Here is a 21,039-nt window from a genome sequence, read left to right on the forward strand (position 1 = left end):
GGAGGCGTGCCAACCCCCGCCACATCAACCAAGAACCGCTTCGGCGCGGCAGTGGCCCTGTCGCTTGCCGTGCTCGCCCTGACCGCCTGCTCGCCGCCCGTCGATGTCCAGGCGGCGGACGACGCCGCCAACCCCACCTGCGCCGAGATGATGGTCGCCCTGCCCGACGAACTCGCCGGAAAGGCGCTGCGGGAAACCAACAGCCAGGCGACGGCGGCCTGGGGCGAACCGACGGAGATCGTCCTGCGGTGCGGCGTGCCGGCACCCCCGCCGTCGACCGACCCGTGCGTCAGCGTCAACGGTGTGGACTGGCTTGCGAGGGAGGGCGAGCCCGCGTGGACCCTGACCACCTACGGCCGAAAGCCCGCCACGGAGATCCTTTTCGACCCCGACGCGGTCCCCTCCAGCACGGTGCTGGCCGAGATCGCCGCCGCGGCCGGGCGGATTCCCGCCGACGGCGCCTGCACCACGCTGGACCAGAGCATCGACCTTCCGTGACCGGCCCGGATTCCTAGGACGCCAACCGCTCGCGGGCGCCGCGCGCGGGCGCCGTCGGCCCGGCGTCGTCTTCGGCGTGGTTGATCTCAAGCCACACCGCGTCGAGTGACAGCCCCAACACCTCGGCGATTGCGGCGATGGTCGGGAAGGCGGGCGTCGCCACGCGCCCCGACTCGATCTTGCGAAGGGTCTCCGGGGACACGCGGGCGTCGAGGGCGGTCTCAAGCATCGAGCGCTCTCCCCTGGCACGGCGCAAGAGGGCGCCGAGGCGCTCTCCGCGCTGGAGTTCCGCTGACGTGAGGGGCAATCTGACCATGGATCCAATTGTAATACCGGGATAATATGGACGGTATAGTTATTGGCCGTACACGAAGGGCGCCACATGATCGAATTCCTGAACCCCGCCGAGCTGGAACGCGCCAAGGAGACGGGAGCGCTGGTCGCCGACATCCTCCAGACCCTGAAGAGCCGCAGCGCGGTCGGCACGAACCTTCTGGACATCGACCGGTGGACGCGGGACATGATCGCCGAGGCCGGAGCGAAATCCTGCTATTTCGACTACGCGCCGTCCTTCGGACGCGGGCCGTTTGGCCACTACGTGTGCACGGCAGTCAACGACGCCGTGCTCCACGGACTGCCCCACGACTACGCGCTGGCCGACGGCGATCTGCTGACCCTGGACCTGGCCGTGTCCAAGAACGGGGTGGCAGCGGACTCGGCCATCAGTTTCCTCGTGGGCGGTTCGCGGCCACCGGAGAGCGCCGCGATGATCGAGGCGACCGAACGCGCGTTGGCCGCCGGCATCGCCGCGGCCGGGCCCGGGGCGCGAGTCGGAGACATCTCCCACGCCATCGGCACCGTCCTCGGCACGGCGGGCTATCCGGTCAACACCGAGTTTGGGGGGCATGGCATCGGCTCGACGATGCACCAGGACCCGCACATTCCGAACACCGGACGGGCCGGCCGCGGCTACAGGCTGCGGCCCGGCCTTCTCCTTGCCCTGGAGCCCTGGGTCATGGCGGACACCGCCGAACTCGTCACGGACGCGGACGGCTGGACGCTGCGCAGCGCAACCGGCTGCCGGACGGCGCACAGCGAGCACACGATAGCCATCACCGACGACGGCGCCGAAATCCTCACCCTGAAGGGCAAGGACCGGGCCTGAGGGCCGGCGCCGCTAGCGCAGCCCGGTCCGGCGGTTCAGCGCCAGCCAGATCAGCTCGTCGATGAGGTCCGGATACTCCATCCCGGTCTTGGCCCACATCTGCGGATACATGCTGATCGGGGTAAAGCCGGGCATGGTGTTGATCTCGTTGATGATCCACTCGCCCGCCCCGGTGTAGAAGAAGTCGACGCGGGACAGTCCTTCGGCGCCCACGGCGTCGAAGGCGGCCGCGGCCAGGCGCCGCACCTCGTCCACGGCGCCGTCGGGAAGCTCGGCCGGGCAGCTGAGTTTCGCGGCCGCGCCGTCGACGTACTTGGCCTCGAAATCGTAGAAGTCGTGGGCTCCGGCGGCGACGGCCACCTCGCCCGGAAGCGAGGTCCGGGGCACGTTGTGCCCGCGGCCCTCCAGGACGCCGCATTCGATCTCGCGGCCGGCGATCCCCTGCTCGACGACGACCTTCGGGTCGTGGACGCGCGCGGCCTCGATCGCCTCGCGCAGGTGTTCCGGGGAGTCGACCCGGCTGATCCCGACGGAGGATCCGGCGCGCGCCGGTTTGACGAAGAGGGGGTAGGCCAACACTCCGACGGATGCCAACGCGGCCTCGGGATCGCGTTGCCACTGCTTGTCCGTGATGACCGCGTACGGGCCCACCCGGAACCCGGCCGCCTCGAAGACGACCTTCATGTAGTGCTTGTCCATGCCGATGGCGCTGGCGGACACGCCGGAACCGACGTAGGGGACGTCCGCGAGTTCGAGCAGGCCCTGCAGGGTTCCGTCCTCGCCGAACGGGCCGTGAAGCAGCGGGAAGACGATGTCGACGCCGCCGAGGCTGCGCGTCGCCCCGCCGTCCGTGTGCGCCACGAGCTCCCGTCCCTCCGCGAGGACGTCGAGGCGAAGGGACTCGGCGCCCGGGAGGACCTCGGGCGTGTTGCCGGACGCCAGGGACCAGGTTTCGGGGTCCGCGTCGACGAGCGACCAGCGTCCGTCGCGCGTGATTCCCACGGGGAGGACGTCGTACTTGTCGCGGTTGATGGAATGCATCACGCCCGCGGCGGTCACGCAGCTCACGGCATGTTCGGACGAACGCCCGCCGAAAAGCAGCGCGACGCGCGTCTTCGTGTTGTTCTCGGCTGTCATGCCTTTTCCCCTTCGGATTTAAGTTCTCGGCCAAGGAGCCTGGTGGCCATGTCGTCGACCGTCAGCTCCCCCTCGAGGACGTGGACCACGGCCTCGGTGATGGGCATCTCGATGCCAAGGCCCCGCGCGAGGTCCAACACGGCCGGCCCGGACTTGATGCCCTCGGCCGTCTGGGTCATGGCGTCGTTGACTTCGACCAGGCTCCGCCCCTCGCCCAGCAGGCGCCCGGCGGTGCGGTTGCGCGACAGCGGGGACGAGCACGTGGCGACGAGGTCGCCCAGCCCGGCCAGGCCGGACATCGTTTCCAGCTGACCGCCCAATGCCAACGCGAGGCGCGTGGTCTCCGCCAGTCCCCGGGTGATGACGGAGGCCTTGGTGTTGTCCCCCATGCCGCGTCCGTCGCAGATGCCCACGGCAAGCGCGATCACGTTCTTCACGATGCCGCCGATCTCCACACCGATGAGGTCGGTGTTGGTGTACGGACGGAAGTAGTCGGGCGTGCAGGCCGCCGCGATCCATGCGGCGGTCTCGGCGTCCGGGCAGGCCACGACGGATGCGGTGGGCTCTTCGCGCGCGATCTCCATGGCGAGGTTGGGCCCCGAAACAACGGCGATGGCCTCCGGCGGCCAGTCCAGTTCCTGCTCGATGATCTGGCTCATGCGCGCGTCGGTGCCGCGTTCCAGACCCTTCATCAGCGACACGATGACCGCGCCCGCGGGCATGTGACCGCGCACGGCGCGAAGCTGGGCACGGAGCGTCTGTGCAGGAACGGCCAGCACCACGAGTTCGGCGCCGGCCAGCGCCTGGGACACGTCGTCGGTCGCCGTCACGTTCGCCGGGAGCCCGATGTCCCCCAGGTAGCGGGAATTCAGGTGCAGGGCGTTGATCTCCTCCGCTACCTCGGCGCGGCGCGCCCAGAGCTGGACCGCGGTGCCCGATTCGGCGCCGCAGTCCGCGACCACCTTGGCAAAGGTCGTGCCCCAGCTACCAGCGCCGAGAACGGCGATCTTGGCCGGCGCAGGCCTCACTCGCCGGCCCCCGGCTTGGCCTGAAAATCGCGTCCGGTGGACGTCTGCCCATGCACCGCGGGATCCCAAGGGCTCTTCGGCGGAACCTCTCCGCGCAGTTCCGCCACACCCTCGGTGAGGGCGGCGATGATGCGGGAGGTCGCCTCTTCAAGGACGGTCCGCGTGAGCGGCTTGTCCATCAGGTCGCTGAGGTCAACCGGATCGCCGAGGCGGACCCGCGCCCGCTTGCGCGGGAAAAGCCGCAGCCCCTTCCCGTACCGCGGGAAGACCTCCTGCGCGCCCCAGTGGGCGATGGGCACAACGGGCGCGCCGGTCTGCAGGGCCAGGCGCGCCGCACCTGTGCGGCCGCGCATGGGCCACTGGTCGGGGTCGCGCGTCAGCGTGCCCTCCGGATACACCACCACCACGCCGCCCGATTCGATCAGGTCCCGCGCGATCTCCAGCGACCGGCTGGCGCCGACGCTGGAACGCTCGACCGGCACCTGGCGGCTGGCGCGCAGCACGGATCCGAGGACCGGCACCCGAAAAAGCGATTCCTTGGCCATGTAGCGGGGCAGGCGGCCGTGCCGGTAAAGGGCGTGCCCCACCACCAGCGGGTCGATCTCGGTCACGTGGTTGGGGCAGGCGATGAAGCCGCCCGCGGGCATGCCCTCGAACCGCTCCCATGTCCGGCCCATGAGCAGGTTCATGGATGGCCGGACGATGCCCGCCAGGACGGCGAAGAGCGCCTTGGCTCCGGTAGTCTCGCGCACGGCGGCCTCTAGCTGGTGCTCGAGAGCTCGACGCGGGCTCCGAGACCCTGCAGCTTGTCCAGGAACTTCTCGTAGCCGCGGTTGATGAGCTCGATGCCGGTGACGCGGCTGGTGCCCTCGGCAGCCAGCGCGGCGATCAGGTGCGAGAATCCGCCACGCAGGTCGGGGATGTCGATGTCCGACCCGTGGAGCCGCGCAGGGCCGGTGATGACGGCCGAGTGGAGGAAGTTCCGCTGACCGAACCGGCAGGGGACGGCCCCGAGGCACTCGCGGTGGAGCTGGATCGTGGCGCCCATGCGGACAAGGGCGTCGGTGAAGCCGAAACGGTTCTCGTAGACCGTCTCGTGGACGATCGACACGCCCTCCGCCTGCGTCAGCGCCACCACCAGCGGCTGCTGCCAGTCGGTCATAAAGCCGGGGTGCACATCCGTTTCCAGGACGAGCGGCTTCAGCGGGCCACCCGGGTGGTAGAAGCGGATGCCGTCGTCCTCGACCTCGAACGCGCCGCCGATCTTGCGGTACGTGTTGAGGAAGGCCGTGAGGTCCTCCTGGTCCGCGCCCTCGACGTAGATGTCGCCGCGGGTGACGAGCGCCGCCGAGGCCCAGGAGGCGCCCTCGTTGCGGTCCGGCAGCGCCCGGTGCTTGTAGCCCGTCAGGTGGGTGACACCCTCGATGCGGATGACTCGGTCGGTCTGGACCGAGATGATGGCGCCCATCTTCTGGAGGATCGCGATCAAGTCCATGATCTCCGGCTCCACGGCGGCGTTCTTGAGCTCGGTGATGCCCTCGGCCTTGACCGCGGTGAGGAGCACCTGCTCGGTGGCCCCGACGCTGGGGTACGGGAGCTCGAGCTTGGCGCCCTTGAGGCCGTGGGGCGCGGAGATGGCGATGCCACCTGGACGCTTGTCCACGACGGCGCCGAACTGGCGCAGAACGTTGAGGTGGTAGTCGATCGGCCGGTCGCCGATGCGGCAGCCGCCCAGGTCCGGAATAAACGCCTCGCCGATGCTGTGGATCAGCGGACCGCAGAAAAGAATGGGAATGCGCGAGTCGCCCGCGTGGGCGTCGATCTCCTTAGAGGGTGCGGACGTCGCACCCTTGGGGTCCAGTGTGAGGTCGCCGGTCACCGGATCCTTGTCAACCGTGACGCCATGGATGGTCAGCAGGCTGGTCACGATCTCCACGTCGCGGATCTCCGGCACGTTGCGCAGGAGGGACGGGCTGTCGGCCAGAAGGGCCGCGACCATGGCTTTCGGCACCAGATTCTTGGCGCCCCTGACTGTTACTTTCCCCTTGAGCGGCACGCCGCCGTGGATAGTCAGGACTTTGCCCATGAAAGAAATACCTATCTTTTGGTTGGACTCCGGATGGCCAGAGGTTCCCCGTAAGCATACAGCCCCCGCTCGGGGCGGGGGCCGTGGCCAGGGTCGGGTTGAGCGTGTCCGGACGTCAGGATTTGGCGGGCAGCGTGGTGGGCAACCAGGCGGGCCGCGAGGCTTCGAAGGCCGAGACCTCGGCGCCGTGCTGCAGTGTGAGGCCGATGTCGTCGAGTCCCTCCAGAAGGCGCCAGCGCGTGTAGTCGTCTATCTCGAAGGGTGCGACCAGGGACCCGCAGGTGACGGTTCGTGAGACGAGATCCACAGTCACCGTGGTGCCCGGGTGGTTCTCCAGTTCCTTCCACATCAGCTCGACGTCGCTTTGCGCGACCTCCGCGGCGACGAGCCCCTGCTTGCCCGAGTTCCCGCGGAAGATGTCGGCGAACCGGGAGGAGACGACGGCCTTGAACCCATAGTCCTTCAGCGCCCAGACCGCGTGCTCGCGCGACGAACCGGTCCCGAAGTCCGGTCCGGCGACCAGCACCGACCCCGCGGCGTACGGCTCCGTGTTCAGGATGAAGGTCGGATCCTTGCGCCATCCGGCGAACAGCGCGTCCTCGAAGCCGGTCCTGGTGATCCTTTTCAGGTACACGGCGGGGATGATCTGGTCCGTGTCCACGTTGCTCTGGCGCAGCGGCACGCCGATCCCCGTGTGGGTGGTGAGCTTCTCCATGGTGACTCTCCTTAGGCGGCGTTGGTCGTTGGCGCGGCCTGTGCGGCCGGCGGGAGGTCTGAGGGCGAGCTGAGCGTGCCGCGGACGGCGGTGGCCGCCGCGACCACGGGAGAGACCAGATGGGTCCTGCCGCCCTTGCCTTGCCGCCCCTCGAAGTTGCGGTTGGAGGTCGAGGCGCAGCGCTCCCCCTCGGCGAGCTGGTCCGGGTTCATGCCCAGGCACATGGAGCAGCCGGCGAACCGCCACTCGGCGCCGAAGTCCTTGAAGACGCGGTCCAGGCCCTCCGCCTCGGCCTCGAGCCGCACGCGGGCGGATCCCGGCACAACGATCATGCGGATGTTCGGATCCTTGGCGCGCCCCTTGATGATGGCCGCCGCCGTGCGGAGGTCCTCCATCCGGCTGTTCGTGCAGGACCCCAGGAAGACCGTGTCCACCCGGATCTCTTTCATGGGCGTGCCGGCGTCCAGGCCCATGTACTCCAGCGCGCGTTCGCACGCGGACCGCGCGTTTTCGTCCTCGAAGTCCTCCGGGGAGGGCACCGCTTCGGAGAGCGAAACGCCCTGGCCCGGGTTGGTTCCCCACGTCACGAACGGCTCGAGCGTGTCGGCGTCGAGGAAGACCTCGGCGTCGAACGCGGCGTCGTCGTCCGAACGGAGGGTCCGCCAGTACTCGACCGCCGCGTCCCAGTCCCCGCCCTGCGGGGCGTGCGGCCGCCCCTGCAGGTAGTCGAACGTCGTCTGGTCCGGGGCGACCATGCCGGCGCGGGCGCCGGCCTCGATCGACATGTTGCAGATGGTCATGCGCGCCTCCATGGACAGCGCGCGAATGGCGGAGCCGCGGTACTCGAGCACGTAGCCCTGGCCGCCTCCGGTGCCGATCTTGGCGATGACGGCGAGGATGATGTCCTTTGCCGTGACGCCCGGCTTGAGCGCCCCGTTGACGTTGATGGCCATGGTCTTGAACGGCTTCAGCGACAACGTCTGGGTGGCCATGACGTGCTCCACCTCGGACGTGCCGATCCCGAAGGCGAGGGCGCCGAACGCGCCGTGTGTCGACGTGTGCGAGTCGCCGCACACCACGGTCATGCCGGGCTGGGTGAGGCCGAGCTGCGGCCCGACCACATGGACGATGCCCTGTTCCTTGTCACCCAGGGAGTGAAGGCGGACGCCGAACTCCCGGCAGTTGGTGCGCAGCGTTTCGATCTGGGTTCGGCTGGTGAGGTCGGCGATCGGCTTGTCGATGTCCAGCGTCGGGGTGTTGTGGTCCTCCGTGGCGATCGTCAGGTCCGGCCGGCGAAGCGGCCGTCCGGCCAGGCGGAGCCCCTCGAAGGCCTGCGGCGAAGTCACCTCGTGCACCAGGTGCAGGTCGATGTAGATCAGGTCCGGCTGCCGCGCGGCACCGTCGCCGTCGCCCTCGCGCACCACGTGCGCGCCCCAGACCTTTTCGGCCAGCGTCTGCGCTGGTTTGCCACCGAACATTTCCGGCTCCCTCCGTCAACGTAAACCTGTTGCCCCCAACTTAAGCACCCCACCCGCACGGAGGCCACCACTTCGACTTGCATCTCACATAATGAGACGGCAATATCATTCTATGGACACATCAAGCGGCGTTGGCGTCATCGACAAGGCGGCCATGGTGCTCGACTCGCTCGAGGCCGGCCCGACCACTTTGGCGCAACTCGTTGCCGCGACCGGCCTTTCCCGCCCGACCGTCCACCGGCTGGCGCAGGCGCTGGTCCACCACCGGCTGGTCGGGAAGGACATCCACGGGCGCTTTGTGCTGGGAAGCCGCCTGGTGGAGCTTGCATCGGCCGCGGGTGAGGACCGCATGATCGCGGCCGCGGGACCCATCCTGATCCAGCTCCGCGACTCGACCGGTGAGAGCAGCCAGGTGTTCCGACGGCAGGGGGACTTCCGCGTGTGCGTGGCCTCCGCCGAGCGCCCCGTCGGCCTGAGGGACACGATCCCGGTGGGCACACAATTGTCCATGAAGGCGGGCTCGGCGGCGCAGGTACTGCTGGCGTGGGAGGACCACGAGCGGCTGCTGGAGGGCCTGAGCAACGCCCGCTTCACGCCGACCATCCTGGCCGGAGTGCGGCGCCGGGGTTGGGCCCAAAGCCTGGGCGAACGCGAGCCGGGCGTCGCGTCGGTGTCCGCCCCCGTCCGCGGTCCCTCGGGTCGGGTGATCGCCGCCGTCTCGATCTCGGGGCCCATCGAGCGCCTCACCCGTCAACCGGGACGGGTTCATTCGGAGGTCGTCTGCTCCGCGGCGGCCCAGCTGAGCGCGGCCCTCAGGAAGGGCGCGGAGTAGGCAGGAAGTGGTCCCACCCGCCGTCCTCGACCGGTGACCCGTCCAACGTCACCGCGCCGTCCCCGGCGGTGGTGGCCCCGATGGCGACGAACCCCTCGGGCAATGGCGACGTCCCCGGGAAGGTCGCCAGCAGGGCGAAGTCCTCGCCCCCCTGCAGGACCCACCGGAGCGGATCCCCGGCCAGGACGGACGCGGCCGGCGCCAGGGCCTCGGCGAACGGCGCCAGGGCCGCGGCGGACAGGTCGAAGTCCACGCCGCTTGCCCTCGCCATTCTGGGGGCGTCGCGCTCGAGCCCGTCGGAGAGGTCCATCATGGCCGTGGCTCCCGAGGCCGCGGCGCTCGGACCGGAGCCCAGCGGTGGGCGGGGGCGGCACTGCAGCTCCACGAGCCCTCGCGCGGCGTCGCCGAGGGTGCCGGACCCGGTTCCGGATTCCAGCAGGGCGAGTCCCGCCGCGGCGGCGCCGAGCCGCCCGCAGACGGCCAGGACGTCGCCCGGCCGGGCGCCGGAGCGCAGGACCGGAGCGCGTCCGCCAAGGTCTCCCGTGACCGCCGTGGTCGCGGAGATTTCCCTCCCCCGGCCCAGATCGCCGCCCACGATGGAGCAGCGGGTGGCGCCGAGCCCGGCGACCGCGGCGCTGAAGCCGTCGGCGAAGTCCTCGACCCAGGCCACGGCGGTCTCGGGCGGAAGTGTCAGGCTGATGACCGCGGAAGTGGCGTCGGCGCCCATCGCGTTGATGTCGGAGAGGTTCTGCGCGGCGGACTTCCATCCGACGTCGTACCCGGTGCCCACCCTGCCGTTGGGCCAGCGGAGCCGGAAATCCTGGTCCTGGACCACCGTGTCCACGCTGAAGACAAAGCGGCCGTCCGGCGCGGCCACCAGCGCGGCGTCGTCGCCCGGTCCGAGCAGCGCCGACGCTCCCCTCAGCCTGGGAAGGATTCGTTCGAGGACACCGCGCTCCGACATCCCGCCGACGGTTTCCGTATCCGCTTGGGGATCAGCCACGTGCGGCCTTCACGGCCGCGCGGAACCGGTTGTAGCGATCGATCTCGTTGACCACCGGCGCCACCACCCGCGCCATCGCGACGTCGGCCACGGCAGCCCTCAGCTTTCGCCGGGCCGCAGCCGCCCTCGCACGGGCCGCCAAGCGGGCCACCAGTCCGGTCGCCAATGCCAGGACGACGCCGAGCAGCACGCCGCCCGCGACCATCAGGGTGGGGACCGGGAAGCCCTCGACGGCGGGAGCCTCCGGCACGTCGAGTTGGAGGTATCCCAGGACGAACAGGACGCCGAGCCACCCGGCTCCGGCCAGCGCGGTTGCCAGGGCGATCCACTGGACGGCGCCCACCACCGGCCACCACCAGGACCCCTTGCCCGCGCCGATGTCGGTGCGGGCGATCGCCTGGTCCAGCGCGTCCGGAAGCGTCGGCGCGCTTGCCCTGGCGGCGCGGCGGATCGAGCCGCGCCAGGCCTCGGGCGCGCCGCCACTCGCCGCGTCCGCATAGGCCCGCACGGCGGAGTCCGCCTGCGCGCGCTGCGCCGCGCCCGGCGCGGGCAGCGAGGTCCGGTTGACGGCGGGATTGACGTCCCGGCTTGTCAGGTTCAGGCGGCGCAGCGGATCCGGCCTCAGCCGTCCCAGCCATCTGGTCACCGGCCAGCCCGTTCTCGCGGCGGCGCTGATCCTGTAGGAGCGCGCGACGGCGGAAACCACGGTGTCGACGCCGGACGCCTGCGCCAGCGCGCCGGCCAGGCGGCGCTCCGCGTCTTTTCCCGGGGGGTCGATGGCCGCGGACGCGGTGCCGTCGCCCAGCAGGCCGGCGGCCCCGGAGACGTCCGCGCGGAGCCGCTGGGTGGCGGCGTCGTGCTTGGCGGCTACGGCCGCGATGGTTGCCCGGAGTTCCTCGATCCCGTCGCCCGTCACCGCCGAGACCGGGAAGATCGGCACCTTGCCGAGCCCGTCGTCGGACAGGATGCCCCTGAGCGAATCCAGGACGGGCTCCAGCGCGCCGGGCCGGAGGCGATCCGTCTGGTTGAGCACCACCATGGTCACCGCTCCGTAGGCCGACAACGGGCGGATGAAGTCGTGGTGCACCGCGGCGTCGGCGTACTTCTGCGGGTCCAACACCCACACCAGCACGTCCACCTGCCCCGAGAGCCGTGTCACGGTCTCCCGGTGCGCAAGCGCGGTGGAATCGAAGTCCGGCAGGTCCAAAAGCACGAGCCCCCCTGGCTCCTCCCGCTGGCCTCCGAGCCATCCCGGGCGGCGGCCGGCGCCCAGCGGCGACCCGAGCTCGTGCCGTTGGTCCACTCCCAGCCAGTCCAGCAATTCCGCGCTCCCCGCCGCGCCCCAGACGGCGGCCAGCGGGCTGGACGTGGTGGGCCGGGTCGCCGCCACCCGCGCCAACTGCTCTCCCGACACCGCGTTGAACAAGGAGGACTTTCCGCTGCCCGTGGCGCCGAAGAACCCGACGACCGTGTGCTCCGCGCTCAGCGAACGGCGTGTCGACGCGCGCTCCAGAACGGTCAGCGCGGCGGCCGCCGCCGTGTCGTCGACGCGTCCCTCTCCCAGTTCCCGCGCCAGGTTCAGGGCCTCCAATTGCGCCACGAGCGGCGACGCGCTCCCCTCAAGCCGCCGCCGGCTCACGCTGCCTCCCCCGCGTTCAGGCGCTCCAACCTTCGGGCATGGCCGCGGAGCAGCTCCGCGGCGCCAGGTTCGCCGAGGACGTCCAGCCGGTCCAGGAAGCGCCCGCTTTCGGCGTCCAGGAGTGTCCGGCAGCGGCGGTCCAGGGACTCCCGCGCCTGTTTCGCGAGCCGCCGCACGGCATCCTCGCCGAAGATCGCCTCCAGCAGCTTCTGCCCGACGATCGCCGAACCGCCTGCGATGCCCACCTCGAGTCCGGTCAGGCCCGCGGTCGACGCGAAGACAACCACCATCAGGGCGACCGCCACACCGTTGACCCCGAAGGAGACCATGCGCGCGGTGAAGCGTTTCCCCTCGCCCTCGGTGCGGATCAGCTCCATCAGGTCGCCCTGCCACGCGCGGATCTCCGCCGCCGCCCGCTCCGCGAAGTCGGCGCCCGGGTGGGCGAGGTCCTGGGATCCCAGCAGTTGCCGTCCCGCAGGGTCCGATCGCCAGCGGGCGTCCGCCTCCTCGGCCGCCTGCGCGCATTGATCCACAACCACGGCGAGCAGGCCCGACTCGATGGCTTCCTCCACCGTTTCCACGGGCTGGGGCTTGCCCGAGAGGAACGCCCCGATCCGGTCGCGCAGCCGTCCGATCCCGGACTCGAGGGACCTGAAGAACTCCCCGGTCCCCACGAAGTCCTGCCATCGGGCCAGCACCTCGCCGCGCAGCAGCGTGCCGTCCCGCGTCGACTCGCCAATACGGTCGGCCGCCGTGGCGTAGGCCTCGAGGACATCCGAACGCAATCTTGCGCCGGCGTCGTGCTGGGATTCCTCGGCGTCCGCGATGTCCGTGATCCTGGTGGCCAACTGCCGGACGACGCCGTCCAGGGTCCGCCGGGCCAACGTGGCCCGGGCCGCGGCGTCCCCGGCCAGCCGGGCAAGCCACGACCGGAGCTCGGCCACGGCGGCCGCCGGCAACATGTCGAATTCGTCGAGCCGCGCTTCGGGCACGATGAACAGCTCGGCGTCTCCCAACCCTTGGCGGCCCAGCATGCCCCGTAGGTCGGACGCCACCTCGTCCTCGACGCCGGGCGGTACGCGGTCCAGGATCACGGCCACCGTGATGTCGCGTCCCGCGGCCTCGACCAGGAGCCGCCAGGGGACGGCGTCCGCATAGCGGTTGGCGGTGGTCACGAACAGCCAGAGATCCGCCGCCGCCAGCAGTTGGCCGGCGAGGCGGCGGTTGTCGTCGGAGACGGAGTCGATGTCCGGGGCGTCGAGCAGGGCGATGCCGGCGGGGATGGCCTCGTCCCCCAGCATGACGAGCGACGCCATCGCACCGGCATCGGGTTCGGCCCCCACGCGGTCCGCGGGCAGCGGCCGCGACGGGTCCGCCTTGCGGCCGACAACCCTTGAGAGGCCGGGAAGGATTCGTTGGTCCGTGAACCAGCCGGCCTCGGACGGGTGGTGCAGGAGAATCGGCTGGCGCGTTGTGGGCCGGATTGCGCCGGCTCGGGTCACGGGGTGGCCCACCAGAGCGTTGACGAGCGTGGATTTTCCGGCGCCCGTGGACCCGCCCACCACGGCGAGGAGCGGGGCCTCGAGACTGCGGTAGCGGGGCAGCACATAGTCGTCCAACTGCCCCACCGCCGCATGGGCCGCTTCGCGGGCCGAGGCTGCGCCGGGAAGCTCCAGTGGCAGCGTGGTGCGGGCCAGGGAGTCTCTGGCGCCCTCAAGCACGCCGACGGCCCCCGCTGCTGGATCCGGTCCGTCTGACTGCTGGTCTGTGCTCACCCCTACATCATGCCAAAGATGCCACCCGGCTCCGCCGCGTCCGGCCCCGGACGCCGCGGCCGGAACACAAGAAGGGTCCCGGACCGAAGTCCGGGACCCTTCCAAAAACACGTGACCCCAGCGGGATTCGAACCCGCGTTACCGCCGTGAGAGGGCAGCGTACTAGGCCGCTATACGATGGGGCCGCATAGCTTGCATCGTTTAGAGGCTGATGCCGCCTGAGTTCTCGCGAACCGTGACCCCAGCGGGATTCGAACCCGCGTTACCGCCGTGAGAGGGCAGCGTACTAGGCCGCTATACGATGGGGCCGTAGCTCTGCCGGAGCATGTCCTCCGACAATGCCAGTCCCCACAGAATCTGCGGGGACTGTAGCGCTGGGATACCAGGACTCGAACCTAGAATGTCGGTACCAGAAACCGATGTGTTGCCAATTACACCATATCCCAATGGGCTGTGGACTCCCGTTTACCGCCCTATTCGAGCAGTTCCCGGCGCCTCAGCACGAGTAATTACTTTACCCGACCCCTCGCGCAAATCCAAAATCGGGCGGCGGCGCGCACCGACGCCGGGGCGGTGCGCACCGTTTCCCTAGAGCGAGTCGATGTCCAGGCGGAAGGCCCTCAGGCGGGCCAGCGAGGATTCCTTCCCGAGGATGACCATGGATTCGAACAGCGGCGGCGAGACGCGCTTGCCGGATACGCCGGTGCGGATGGGGCCGAAGGCGAGGCGCGGCTTGATCCCCATGCCGTCGATGAGCGCGGCACGCAGCGCGGTCTGGATCGACTCCGCGGTCCACTCCTGCAGTTCCTCGAGGACGGCGATGCCGGCGTCCAGAACCTCGTCCGTGTTTCCGGGCAACCCCTTGAGCGCGTCTTGGGCCACCACCACGTCGTCGTCTGCGAGGAACAGGAACTCGAGCATGTCGGGGGCCTCGCCCAGCAGGGTGATGCGCTCCTGGATCAGCGGCGCGGCCTCCGTGAGGATCTCCTCCTGCCGTTCCGTCAGCGTCTCCCCCACGAGCTTGGCGTGGCGGAGGTACGGAACCAGCCGGCCGCGGAAATCGTCGGCCTCCAGCAGCCTGACGTGCGATCCATTGATCGCCTCAGCCTTCTTCAGGTCGAACTTCGCCGGGTTGGACAGGACGCTGTGCACGTCGAAGGCCTCGACCAGCTGTTCGCGCGTGAAGATGTCCTCGTCCGCGGACAGGCTCCAGCCGAGCAGCGAGAGGTAGTTCAACAGGCCCTCGGGAATGAAGCCGCGGTCGCGGTGCAGGAACAGGCTCGACTCGGGGTCGCGCTTGGAAAGTTTCTTGTTCCCCTGGCCCATGACGTAGGGAAGGTGGCCGAAGAGCGGCATGTACGGCGCCACCCCGACATCGATCAGGGCGCGGTACAGCGCGATCTGCCGCGGAGTCGAGGAGAGAAGGTCCTCGCCGCGCAGCACGTGCGTGATGCCCATCAGCGCATCGTCGACCGGGTTCACCAACGTGTAGAGGGGCTTGCCGTTCGCCCGCACCACCGCAAAGTCCGGGACCGAGCCCGCCCGGAAGGTGATCTCGCCGCGGACGAGGTCGGTGAACGTGATGTCGTCGTCGGGCATGCGAACCCGCAGCACCGGCTCGCGGCCCTGGGCGCGGAGCTCGGCAACCTCTTCCGGCGCCAAGGTCCTGTCGTGGTTGTCGTACCCCAGCTTCGGGTCCCGGCCCGCGGCCCGGTGGCGGGCCTCGACCTCCTCCGGGGTGGAGAAGGATTCGTAGAGGTGCCCTGCATCCTTGAGCTTGGCGATGACGCCCCGATAGATGTCCGCGCGCTGCGACTGGCGGTACGGCTCGTGCGGGCCGCCCACGTTGACGCCCTCGTCCCACGTGATGCCAAGCCAGTCCAAAGCCTCGAGCAGCTGGTTGTAGCTCTCTTCGCTGTCGCGCTGGGCGTCGGTGTCCTCAATGCGGAAGATCAGCTTGCCGCCGGTGTGGCGGGCGTACGCCCAGTTGAACAGGGCCGTGCGGATCAGCCCCACGTGTGGCGTGCCGGTCGGGGACGGGCAGAAGCGCACGCGGACGGGCGTCTCTGCGGTGACAGTGGGGATCTGGGATGCGTCAGTCATGATGATCCAATCCTAGTACGCCGCCCGCGCGCGGCCCGGCTGCGCGCCCCGCGCCTCGGCCCGCCGCCCGGGGCGCCCTCCCCGGCCGGAACCCTAGCTGCGGAAGGTGTTGGAGAGCGTGCCGATGCCCTCGATCTCCACCTCGAAGCGCTGACCCTCGCGGATCAGGCCGACGCCAGCCGGCGTGCCGGTCAGCACGACGTCGCCGGGAAGGAGCGTGAACGCCTGCGACGCGTAGGCGACCAGGTCGGCGACGCTCCAGATCATCTGGTTGGTGCTGCCGTCCTGGACGGTCTGCCCGTCCAGCCGGCCGCTGATGCGCAGGTCCTCGGGATCCAGGTCCGTTTCGATCCAAGGTCCAAGCGGGCAAGACCCGTCCCAGCCCTTGGCGCGCGCCCACTGGTCGTCCGTCTTCTGGACATCGCGCGCGGTCAGGTCGTTGGCGCAGGTGTAGCCGAACACCACGTCCGCCACCTTGTCCGCCGGGACGTCCTTGCAGATGCGTCCAATGACGACGGCGAGCTCGGCCTCATAGGAGACCTCTTCCGAGAACGCCGGCAGCGTCACGGGATCGCCCGGTCCCACCACCGAGGTGTTCGGCTTCAGGAACATCAGCGGAGTGACCGGCACGGGATTGCCGAGCTCGCGGGCGTGGTCCGCGTAGGTGCGGCCGAAGCCGACGACCTTGGAGCGCGGAATGATCGGCGCCAGCAGTCGGACGTCGTCCAGCTGGTGCCTGGTGCCGGTCGGCTTGATGCCTTGGAAGAACGGGTCGCCGGCGATCACCGCCACCTCGTCGCCTTCAACCACGCCGTAGAGGGGATCACCGTCAACCACAAATCGAGCTATACGCATGGACTACAGCCTAGTGGGAGCCCGCGCCCTCTTCCTCATCCGGCTCGGGGAGATAGCCCTCGGGGTTTTCGGACTGCCACCGCCACACGTCCACGACCATGTCCTCCAGGCCGCGCTCCGACTTCCACCCCAGCTCCACGCGCGCGAGCGTGGGATCCGCCCAGTATGCCGGGAGGTCGCCGGGGCGGCGCTCGACAATGCGGTACGGGATGTCCTTTCCGGACGCGCGGGCGAAGGCGTCGACGACCTCGAGGACCGAGGAACCCGCGCCGCTGCCGAGGTTCCACGCGTGGAGTCCACCGTGGGCCACAAGGTACTCGAGCGCGGTGAGGTGCCCGGTGGCCAGGTCCACGACGTGGATGTAGTCCCGCACGCCCGTGCCATCGGCCGTCGGGTAGTCGTCGCCGAAGACGTCGAGGTGGTCGCGGCGCCCCACGGCGACCTGGGCCACGAACGGCATGAGGTTGTTGGGGATGCCCTGGGGGTCCTCCCCGATCCGTCCGGATTCGTGGGCCCCCACCGGATTGAAGTACCGCAGCTTGGCGATGGCCCAGCGGGGATCGGACCCGGCAAGATCGTCGAGCATCTGCTCGATGTGCATCTTCGTCCGCCCGTACGGGTTCATGGCCGCCAGCGGCAGGTCCTCGTCGTACTGAACGACGCCTCCGGCCTCTCCGTAGACCGTCGCCGAGGAGCTGAACACCAGGGTCCGGACGTCCTGCGCTTCCATGGCCTCGAGCAGGTTCAGCGTGCCCACCACGTTGTTGCGGTAGTACCACAGGGGCTTCGCGGAAGACTCCCCCACGGCCTTCAGACCCGCGAAGTGGACGACCGCCTCCGGGCGGGCGGCGGCGAGCGCGGCCCGGGTCCCCTCAACGTCGAGCAGGTCCACCTTGTGGAGGGTGGCCTCCCGCCCGGCGAGTTCGGCGACGCGCCTGAGCGCCTCGGGCGCGGAGTTGCTGAGGTTGTCGAGCACGTGGACGTCGTGTCCGGCGTCGAGCAGTTGGAGGACCGTGTGGGACCCGATGTAGCCGGCCCCGCCGGTGACAAGAATGCGCATGGGTCAAGTCTAGAAGAAGCGCGGGGCCCCGCGCCGAAAAGCGGGACCCCGTCGTGTGGCGTGTGGCTAGGCCAGCCGCGTCAGCCAGCCGTGCGTGTCCGGGACCGTGCCCGTCTGGATGCCTAGCAGCTGTGCCCGGATGTCCATGCTGACCGAATCGGGGCCCGCGGTGGGAGAGACGATGGAACCCTCCGCAGTCTTCAGTTCGCCGATGGGGGTGATGACCGCCGCCGTTCCGCAGGCGAACACCTCCGCCAGGGCGCCGTCCCGGACCGCCTGGCGCCATTCGTCGATGGTGAACTTGCGTTCCTCGACGCGCAGCCCCCGGTCGCGGGCCAGCTCGAGCACCGAGGAGCGCGTCACGCCGTGGAGGATCGTCCCGTTCAGCGCGGGCGTGACGAGCGTTCCATCCTTGAAGACGAAGAACACGTTCATGCCACCGAGTTCCTCGACCGCGTTGTCGTTGAACGGATCCAGGAAGAGCACCTGCTTGCAGCCGTGGGCTTCGGCCTCCAGCTGGGCGGCGAGGGAAGCGGCGTAGTTGCCCCCGCATTTGGCCTCGCCGGTGCCTCCGCGTCCCGCGCGGGCGTAGGTGGTGGACAGCCAGATGGAGACGGGCTTGAGTTCACCGCCGAAATAGTTGCCCGCCGGTGAGGCGATGACCCGGTAGGACACCTCCCGCGACGGGCGCACACCGAGGAAGGCCTCGGTGGCGATCATAAACGGACGCAGGTACAGGGCCTCGCCGTCGCCCTCCGGCACCCACGCCTGGTCCGCTGCGACGAGTTCCCGCAGGGACTCGACGAAGGTCTCTTCCGGCAGTTCCGGCAGCGCCAGCCGCACGGCGGACTTGTTGAACCGCGCGGCGTTCGCCTGCGGGCGGAACGTCCAGACGGAACCGTCCGCGTGGCGGTAGGCCTTGAGGCCCTCGAAGATCTCCTGGCCGTAGTGCAGCACGGCGGCCGCCGGATCCATGGCGATCGGTCCGTAGGGCTCGATCCGGGCGTCATGCCACTCTCCGTGGCCGTCGGCGGTCTGCGTCCAATCGACCACGGCGGTGTGGTCGGTGAAATAGTCGCCGAATCCCGGGTTCGCCAGGATCTCGGCGCGCTGTTCCGCGCTCTTCGGGTTGGTGGAGAGCTTCTGGGAAAATTCCATGGTGCCGGCGCACTTCCTCTTCGACTTTCGGACGGTGGCTTGCCGTGCGCATGCCACCGCGGTGGCCCCCTCGGGAGCCACCTCAGCTTATGACACGGCCAAGGCGATTGCATCGCCGATCTCTGTGGTGGTGCGGGAGTCGGTGAGCTCCGCCCGGGAGGAGATATCCGACTCGACGGCGGCCTCCACCCGACGGGCAGCCCCCGGCAGCCCCACGTGGTCCAGCAGGAGCGCGACGGAGAGGATGGCGGCCGTGGGATCGGCCTTCTGCTGTCCTGCGATGTCCGGGGCGGACCCGTGGACCGGCTCGAACATGGAGGGTGCAGTGCGGTCCATGTTCAGGTTGCCGGACGCCGCGAGCCCGATGCCGCCCGTGATGGCGCCGGCCAGATCGGTGAGGATGTCGCCGAAGAGGTTGTCGGTAACGATCACGTCGAAGCGCGCCGGGTCCGTGACCATGTGAATGGTGGCCGCGTCCACGTGCATGTAGTCGTGCTGGACCGCGGGGAACTCGGCGGCGACCGTCTCCACGGTGCGGCGCCAGAGGTGCCCCGCGTGGACCAGCACGTTGTGCTTGTGGACCAGGGTCACCCGCTTGCGCTGCCTAGCGGATGCCCGCGTGAACGCGTCGCGCACGACGCGCTCGACGCCGTAGGCCGTGTTGACCGAGACCTCGGTGGCGATCTCCTGGGGAGTGTCCACGCGCAGCGCGCCGCCGTTGCCGACGTAGGGGCCCTCGGTTCCCTCGCGGACAACCACGAAGTCGACGTCGCCGGCGTCCGCCAGCGGGCTGGGAACGCCCGGATAGAGGCGCGACGGGCGAAGGTTGACGTAGTGGTCCAGGGCGAAGCGCAGCTTGAGCAGCATCTCGCGCTCGATCAGGCCGGAAGGGACGCGCGTGTCCCCAGGCGCCGCTCCGACCGCCCCGAAGAGGATGGCGTCGTGCCGGCGGAGGGAGGCGAGGGTCTCGTCGGTGAGGGTTTCCCCGGTCTCCAGCCAATGGGCGGCACCCAGGCGGTAGTGGGTCAGGCGCAGAGCGACGTCCTCTCCCGACGTCGCCCGTTCGAGCACCTTCACGGCCTCGGCGATGACTTCCGGTCCGATTCCGTCGCCCGGGATGACTGCAAGATCAATGGTTGTGCTCATGACCCAACTTTAAGACGTTGTCCACATCATGAACAAACCATCTCAATATCTGAGAAGACGACGATGCGCCGGCTGTGGCGCCGGTCTGGGGCGGCCAGGGGTCAACCCAGGGCATGACGCGGAGCGGTGCGGGGCGAAACTACGATTGACCACATGACGCCGCACCGCACCATCGACCGCTGGGTGCGCGAGCACCCCCACGAGGTGGACCGGGCCATCGCCCTGGGCCTGTGGTTCGCGTTGGTCGCGATCGGCACCTGGGGCTTCGGGTACAGCGCCGGGCTCTCCGCCGTCGCCTTCGTGGCCGGAACCATGCAGACCGTTCCCCTCGCCTGGCGCCGTTCCCGACCGGCCGCCAGCGCTGCCGTCGTGGTCCTTGGAAGCCTGGTGCAGGTCCTCTTGCTGGACACGTACCTCCTGTCCCAGCTGTCCGTGCCGATCACCGTCTACACGCTCGCGGCGTACGGCCGCCGTTGGCAGTCCTTCGCGGGCCTGGCCGCGGGATTCGCGGGCGCGGCCATGGCGACACTGAGGTTCGGAACCGTCGGCGGCACGTTCAGCGCCCAGGGGCTGGTGCTCAGCTTCCTCGGACTGGGCCTGATCGTCCTGCTTGCATGGACCTTCGGAGACCTGGCCCGGACCCGCCGCCTGGCTGTCAGGGCACTGGAGGACCGTGCCCGGCGCCTCGAGGTCGAGCGCCTGCAGGAGCGTGAGCTCGCGGCCGCCGACGAGCGCAACCACATCGCCCGCGAGATGCACGACATCGTGGCCCACTCGCTTTCGGTGATCATCACCCAGGCGGACGGGGCGAGGTACGCCAGCGCCGCCGATCCCGACGTCGCGCGGCAGACCCTCGAGACGATCTCCGGGGCGGGCCGAAAGTCGCTGCGGGAGATGCGAAGGCTCCTGGGGGTCCTCCGCAGCGACGAACAGGCTTCCGTCCGGCCGCTGCCAACGCTCGGGGACATCCCCGGCCTTGTCGACGTGGCGCGGCGCGCAGGACTCGAGGTCGAAAGCACGGTCACCTCCGAGCCCCGCCGCGAACTGCCGGCCGGGGCGGAGCTCACCGCGTACCGCGCCGTGCAGGAGGGCCTGACGAACGTGCTCAAGCATGCCGGACCGGCGGCCCGCAGCGAGGTGGCACTCGAGTGGACCAGCCAGGGATTGACCGTGTCCGTCACCGACGACGGCCGCGGCGCCGCGGCCGCGGAGGACACCGCGGGATCCCTCCAAGGCCTCGTGGGCATGGCCGAGCGGGCGGCGCTCTACGACGGCAGGGTCGAGACCGGCCCGCTCCCCGGCGGCGGGTTCGCCGCGCGCATCTTCATTCCCTATACGGAGGACTAGTGGACACCATCCCA

19 protein-coding genes and 3 tRNA genes are annotated in these 21,039 nt (G+C 69.8%); 4 read left to right on the forward strand and 18 right to left on the reverse strand.

All coding sequences use genetic code 11. From position 1 onward, the window contains the following. Positions 1-6 precede the first annotated feature (6 nt). A complete protein-coding gene (locus tag AC3ZJJ_RS07735; RefSeq protein WP_489895142.1) occupies positions 7-498 on the forward strand; it encodes a DUF3515 domain-containing protein in 492 nt (163 codons plus the stop codon). Between the two features lie 13 nt (positions 499-511). Here AC3ZJJ_RS07735 and AC3ZJJ_RS07740 read toward each other — a convergent pair whose 3' ends face one another. Further along, positions 512-814: a helix-turn-helix domain-containing protein gene (locus tag AC3ZJJ_RS07740; protein WP_489895144.1), complete on the reverse strand. Its 303-nt coding sequence runs from the start codon at positions 812-814 to the stop codon at positions 512-514. Positions 815-880: 66 nt separating this feature from the next. Here AC3ZJJ_RS07740 and map point away from each other — a divergent pair, with 66 nt between their 5' ends. Continuing rightward, the gene (gene map, locus AC3ZJJ_RS07745; RefSeq protein WP_489895146.1) at positions 881-1,663 is read left to right on the forward strand and encodes a type I methionyl aminopeptidase; all 783 of its coding nucleotides are present in this window, start codon (positions 881-883) and stop codon (positions 1,661-1,663) included. 12 nt (positions 1,664-1,675) lie between these two features. On the opposite strand, the gene AC3ZJJ_RS07750 is transcribed toward map, so the two are convergent. The 6 genes from AC3ZJJ_RS07750 to leuC all read right to left on the reverse strand — a co-directional run bounded on the left by AC3ZJJ_RS07750 (position 1,676) and on the right by leuC (position 8,107). Then, positions 1,676-2,800: a D-alanine--D-alanine ligase family protein gene (locus AC3ZJJ_RS07750; protein ID WP_489895148.1), complete on the reverse strand. Its 1,125-nt coding sequence runs from the start codon at positions 2,798-2,800 to the stop codon at positions 1,676-1,678. Further along, positions 2,797-3,828 carry an NAD(P)H-dependent glycerol-3-phosphate dehydrogenase gene (locus tag AC3ZJJ_RS07755; RefSeq protein ID WP_489895150.1) on the reverse strand — a complete coding sequence of 344 codons (1,032 nt, stop codon included), beginning with the start codon at positions 3,826-3,828 and terminating at the stop codon, positions 2,797-2,799. The genes AC3ZJJ_RS07750 and AC3ZJJ_RS07755 overlap by 4 nt, the downstream gene beginning before the upstream one ends. Beyond that, complete coding sequence (locus tag AC3ZJJ_RS07760; RefSeq protein WP_489895152.1) at positions 3,825-4,580, reverse strand: lysophospholipid acyltransferase family protein; 756 nt, start codon at positions 4,578-4,580, stop codon at positions 3,825-3,827. The genes AC3ZJJ_RS07755 and AC3ZJJ_RS07760 overlap by 4 nt, the downstream gene beginning before the upstream one ends. Positions 4,581-4,588: 8 nt before the next feature. Next, positions 4,589-5,914 (reverse strand): UDP-N-acetylglucosamine 1-carboxyvinyltransferase, encoded by a 1,326-nt coding sequence (gene murA, locus AC3ZJJ_RS07765; RefSeq protein WP_489895154.1) that lies wholly within the window; start codon positions 5,912-5,914, stop codon positions 4,589-4,591. 115 nt (positions 5,915-6,029) lie between these two features. Continuing rightward, positions 6,030-6,629 carry a 3-isopropylmalate dehydratase small subunit gene (gene leuD, locus AC3ZJJ_RS07770; RefSeq protein WP_489895156.1) on the reverse strand — a complete coding sequence of 200 codons (600 nt, stop codon included), beginning with the start codon at positions 6,627-6,629 and terminating at the stop codon, positions 6,030-6,032. Positions 6,630-6,640: 11 nt separating this feature from the next. Next, positions 6,641-8,107, reverse strand: a complete 1,467-nt coding sequence (gene leuC / locus AC3ZJJ_RS07775; protein ID WP_489895158.1) for a 3-isopropylmalate dehydratase large subunit — start codon at positions 8,105-8,107, stop codon at positions 6,641-6,643. Between the two features lie 112 nt (positions 8,108-8,219). On the opposite strand from leuC, the gene AC3ZJJ_RS07780 reads away from it, so the two are divergent. Further along, positions 8,220-8,939 carry an IclR family transcriptional regulator gene (locus AC3ZJJ_RS07780; protein WP_489895160.1) on the forward strand — a complete coding sequence of 240 codons (720 nt, stop codon included), beginning with the start codon at positions 8,220-8,222 and terminating at the stop codon, positions 8,937-8,939. Here the strand turns inward: AC3ZJJ_RS07780 and thiL are convergent. The 11 genes from thiL to AC3ZJJ_RS07835 all read right to left on the reverse strand — a co-directional run bounded on the left by thiL (position 8,920) and on the right by AC3ZJJ_RS07835 (position 19,678). Beyond that, positions 8,920-9,903: a thiamine-phosphate kinase gene (gene thiL / locus AC3ZJJ_RS07785; protein ID WP_489895741.1), complete on the reverse strand. Its 984-nt coding sequence runs from the start codon at positions 9,901-9,903 to the stop codon at positions 8,920-8,922. The two genes, AC3ZJJ_RS07780 and thiL, sit on opposite strands and share 20 nt — an antisense overlap. A 31-nt stretch (positions 9,904-9,934) precedes the next feature. Continuing rightward, complete coding sequence (locus AC3ZJJ_RS07790) at positions 9,935-11,581, reverse strand: GTPase family protein (protein ID WP_489895163.1); 1,647 nt, start codon at positions 11,579-11,581, stop codon at positions 9,935-9,937. Further along, positions 11,578-13,356 carry a dynamin family protein gene (locus AC3ZJJ_RS07795; protein WP_489895165.1) on the reverse strand — a complete coding sequence of 593 codons (1,779 nt, stop codon included), beginning with the start codon at positions 13,354-13,356 and terminating at the stop codon, positions 11,578-11,580. The genes AC3ZJJ_RS07790 and AC3ZJJ_RS07795 overlap by 4 nt, the downstream gene beginning before the upstream one ends. 112 nt (positions 13,357-13,468) lie before the next feature. Continuing rightward, positions 13,469-13,541, reverse strand: a tRNA-Glu gene (locus tag AC3ZJJ_RS07800). A 51-nt stretch (positions 13,542-13,592) separates the two neighbouring features. Further along, a tRNA-Glu gene (locus AC3ZJJ_RS07805) sits at positions 13,593-13,665 on the reverse strand. A gap of 65 nt (positions 13,666-13,730) precedes the next feature. Beyond that, a tRNA-Gln gene (locus tag AC3ZJJ_RS07810) sits at positions 13,731-13,802 on the reverse strand. 142 nt (positions 13,803-13,944) lie between these two features. Next, positions 13,945-15,459 carry a glutamate--tRNA ligase gene (gene gltX, locus AC3ZJJ_RS07815; protein WP_489895167.1) on the reverse strand — a complete coding sequence of 505 codons (1,515 nt, stop codon included), beginning with the start codon at positions 15,457-15,459 and terminating at the stop codon, positions 13,945-13,947. Positions 15,460-15,552: 93 nt separating this feature from the next. After that, entirely contained in the window at positions 15,553-16,314 is a 762-nt protein-coding gene (locus AC3ZJJ_RS07820; protein WP_489895169.1) for a fumarylacetoacetate hydrolase family protein, read from the reverse strand. 10 nt (positions 16,315-16,324) lie between these two features. After that, positions 16,325-17,374: a UDP-glucose 4-epimerase GalE gene (gene galE, locus AC3ZJJ_RS07825; RefSeq protein WP_489895171.1), complete on the reverse strand. Its 1,050-nt coding sequence runs from the start codon at positions 17,372-17,374 to the stop codon at positions 16,325-16,327. Between the two features lie 66 nt (positions 17,375-17,440). Further along, a complete protein-coding gene (locus AC3ZJJ_RS07830) occupies positions 17,441-18,532 on the reverse strand; it encodes a branched-chain amino acid aminotransferase (RefSeq protein ID WP_489895173.1) in 1,092 nt (363 codons plus the stop codon). An 87-nt stretch (positions 18,533-18,619) separates the two neighbouring features. Beyond that, complete coding sequence (locus tag AC3ZJJ_RS07835) at positions 18,620-19,678, reverse strand: 3-isopropylmalate dehydrogenase (RefSeq protein WP_489895176.1); 1,059 nt, start codon at positions 19,676-19,678, stop codon at positions 18,620-18,622. 153 nt (positions 19,679-19,831) lie between these two features. On the opposite strand from AC3ZJJ_RS07835, the gene AC3ZJJ_RS07840 reads away from it, so the two are divergent. Beyond that, positions 19,832-21,025 carry a sensor histidine kinase gene (locus tag AC3ZJJ_RS07840; protein WP_489895178.1) on the forward strand — a complete coding sequence of 398 codons (1,194 nt, stop codon included), beginning with the start codon at positions 19,832-19,834 and terminating at the stop codon, positions 21,023-21,025. Positions 21,026-21,039 lie beyond the last annotated feature (14 nt).

The organism is Arthrobacter sp. AOP29-A2-19 (assembly GCF_058138025.1).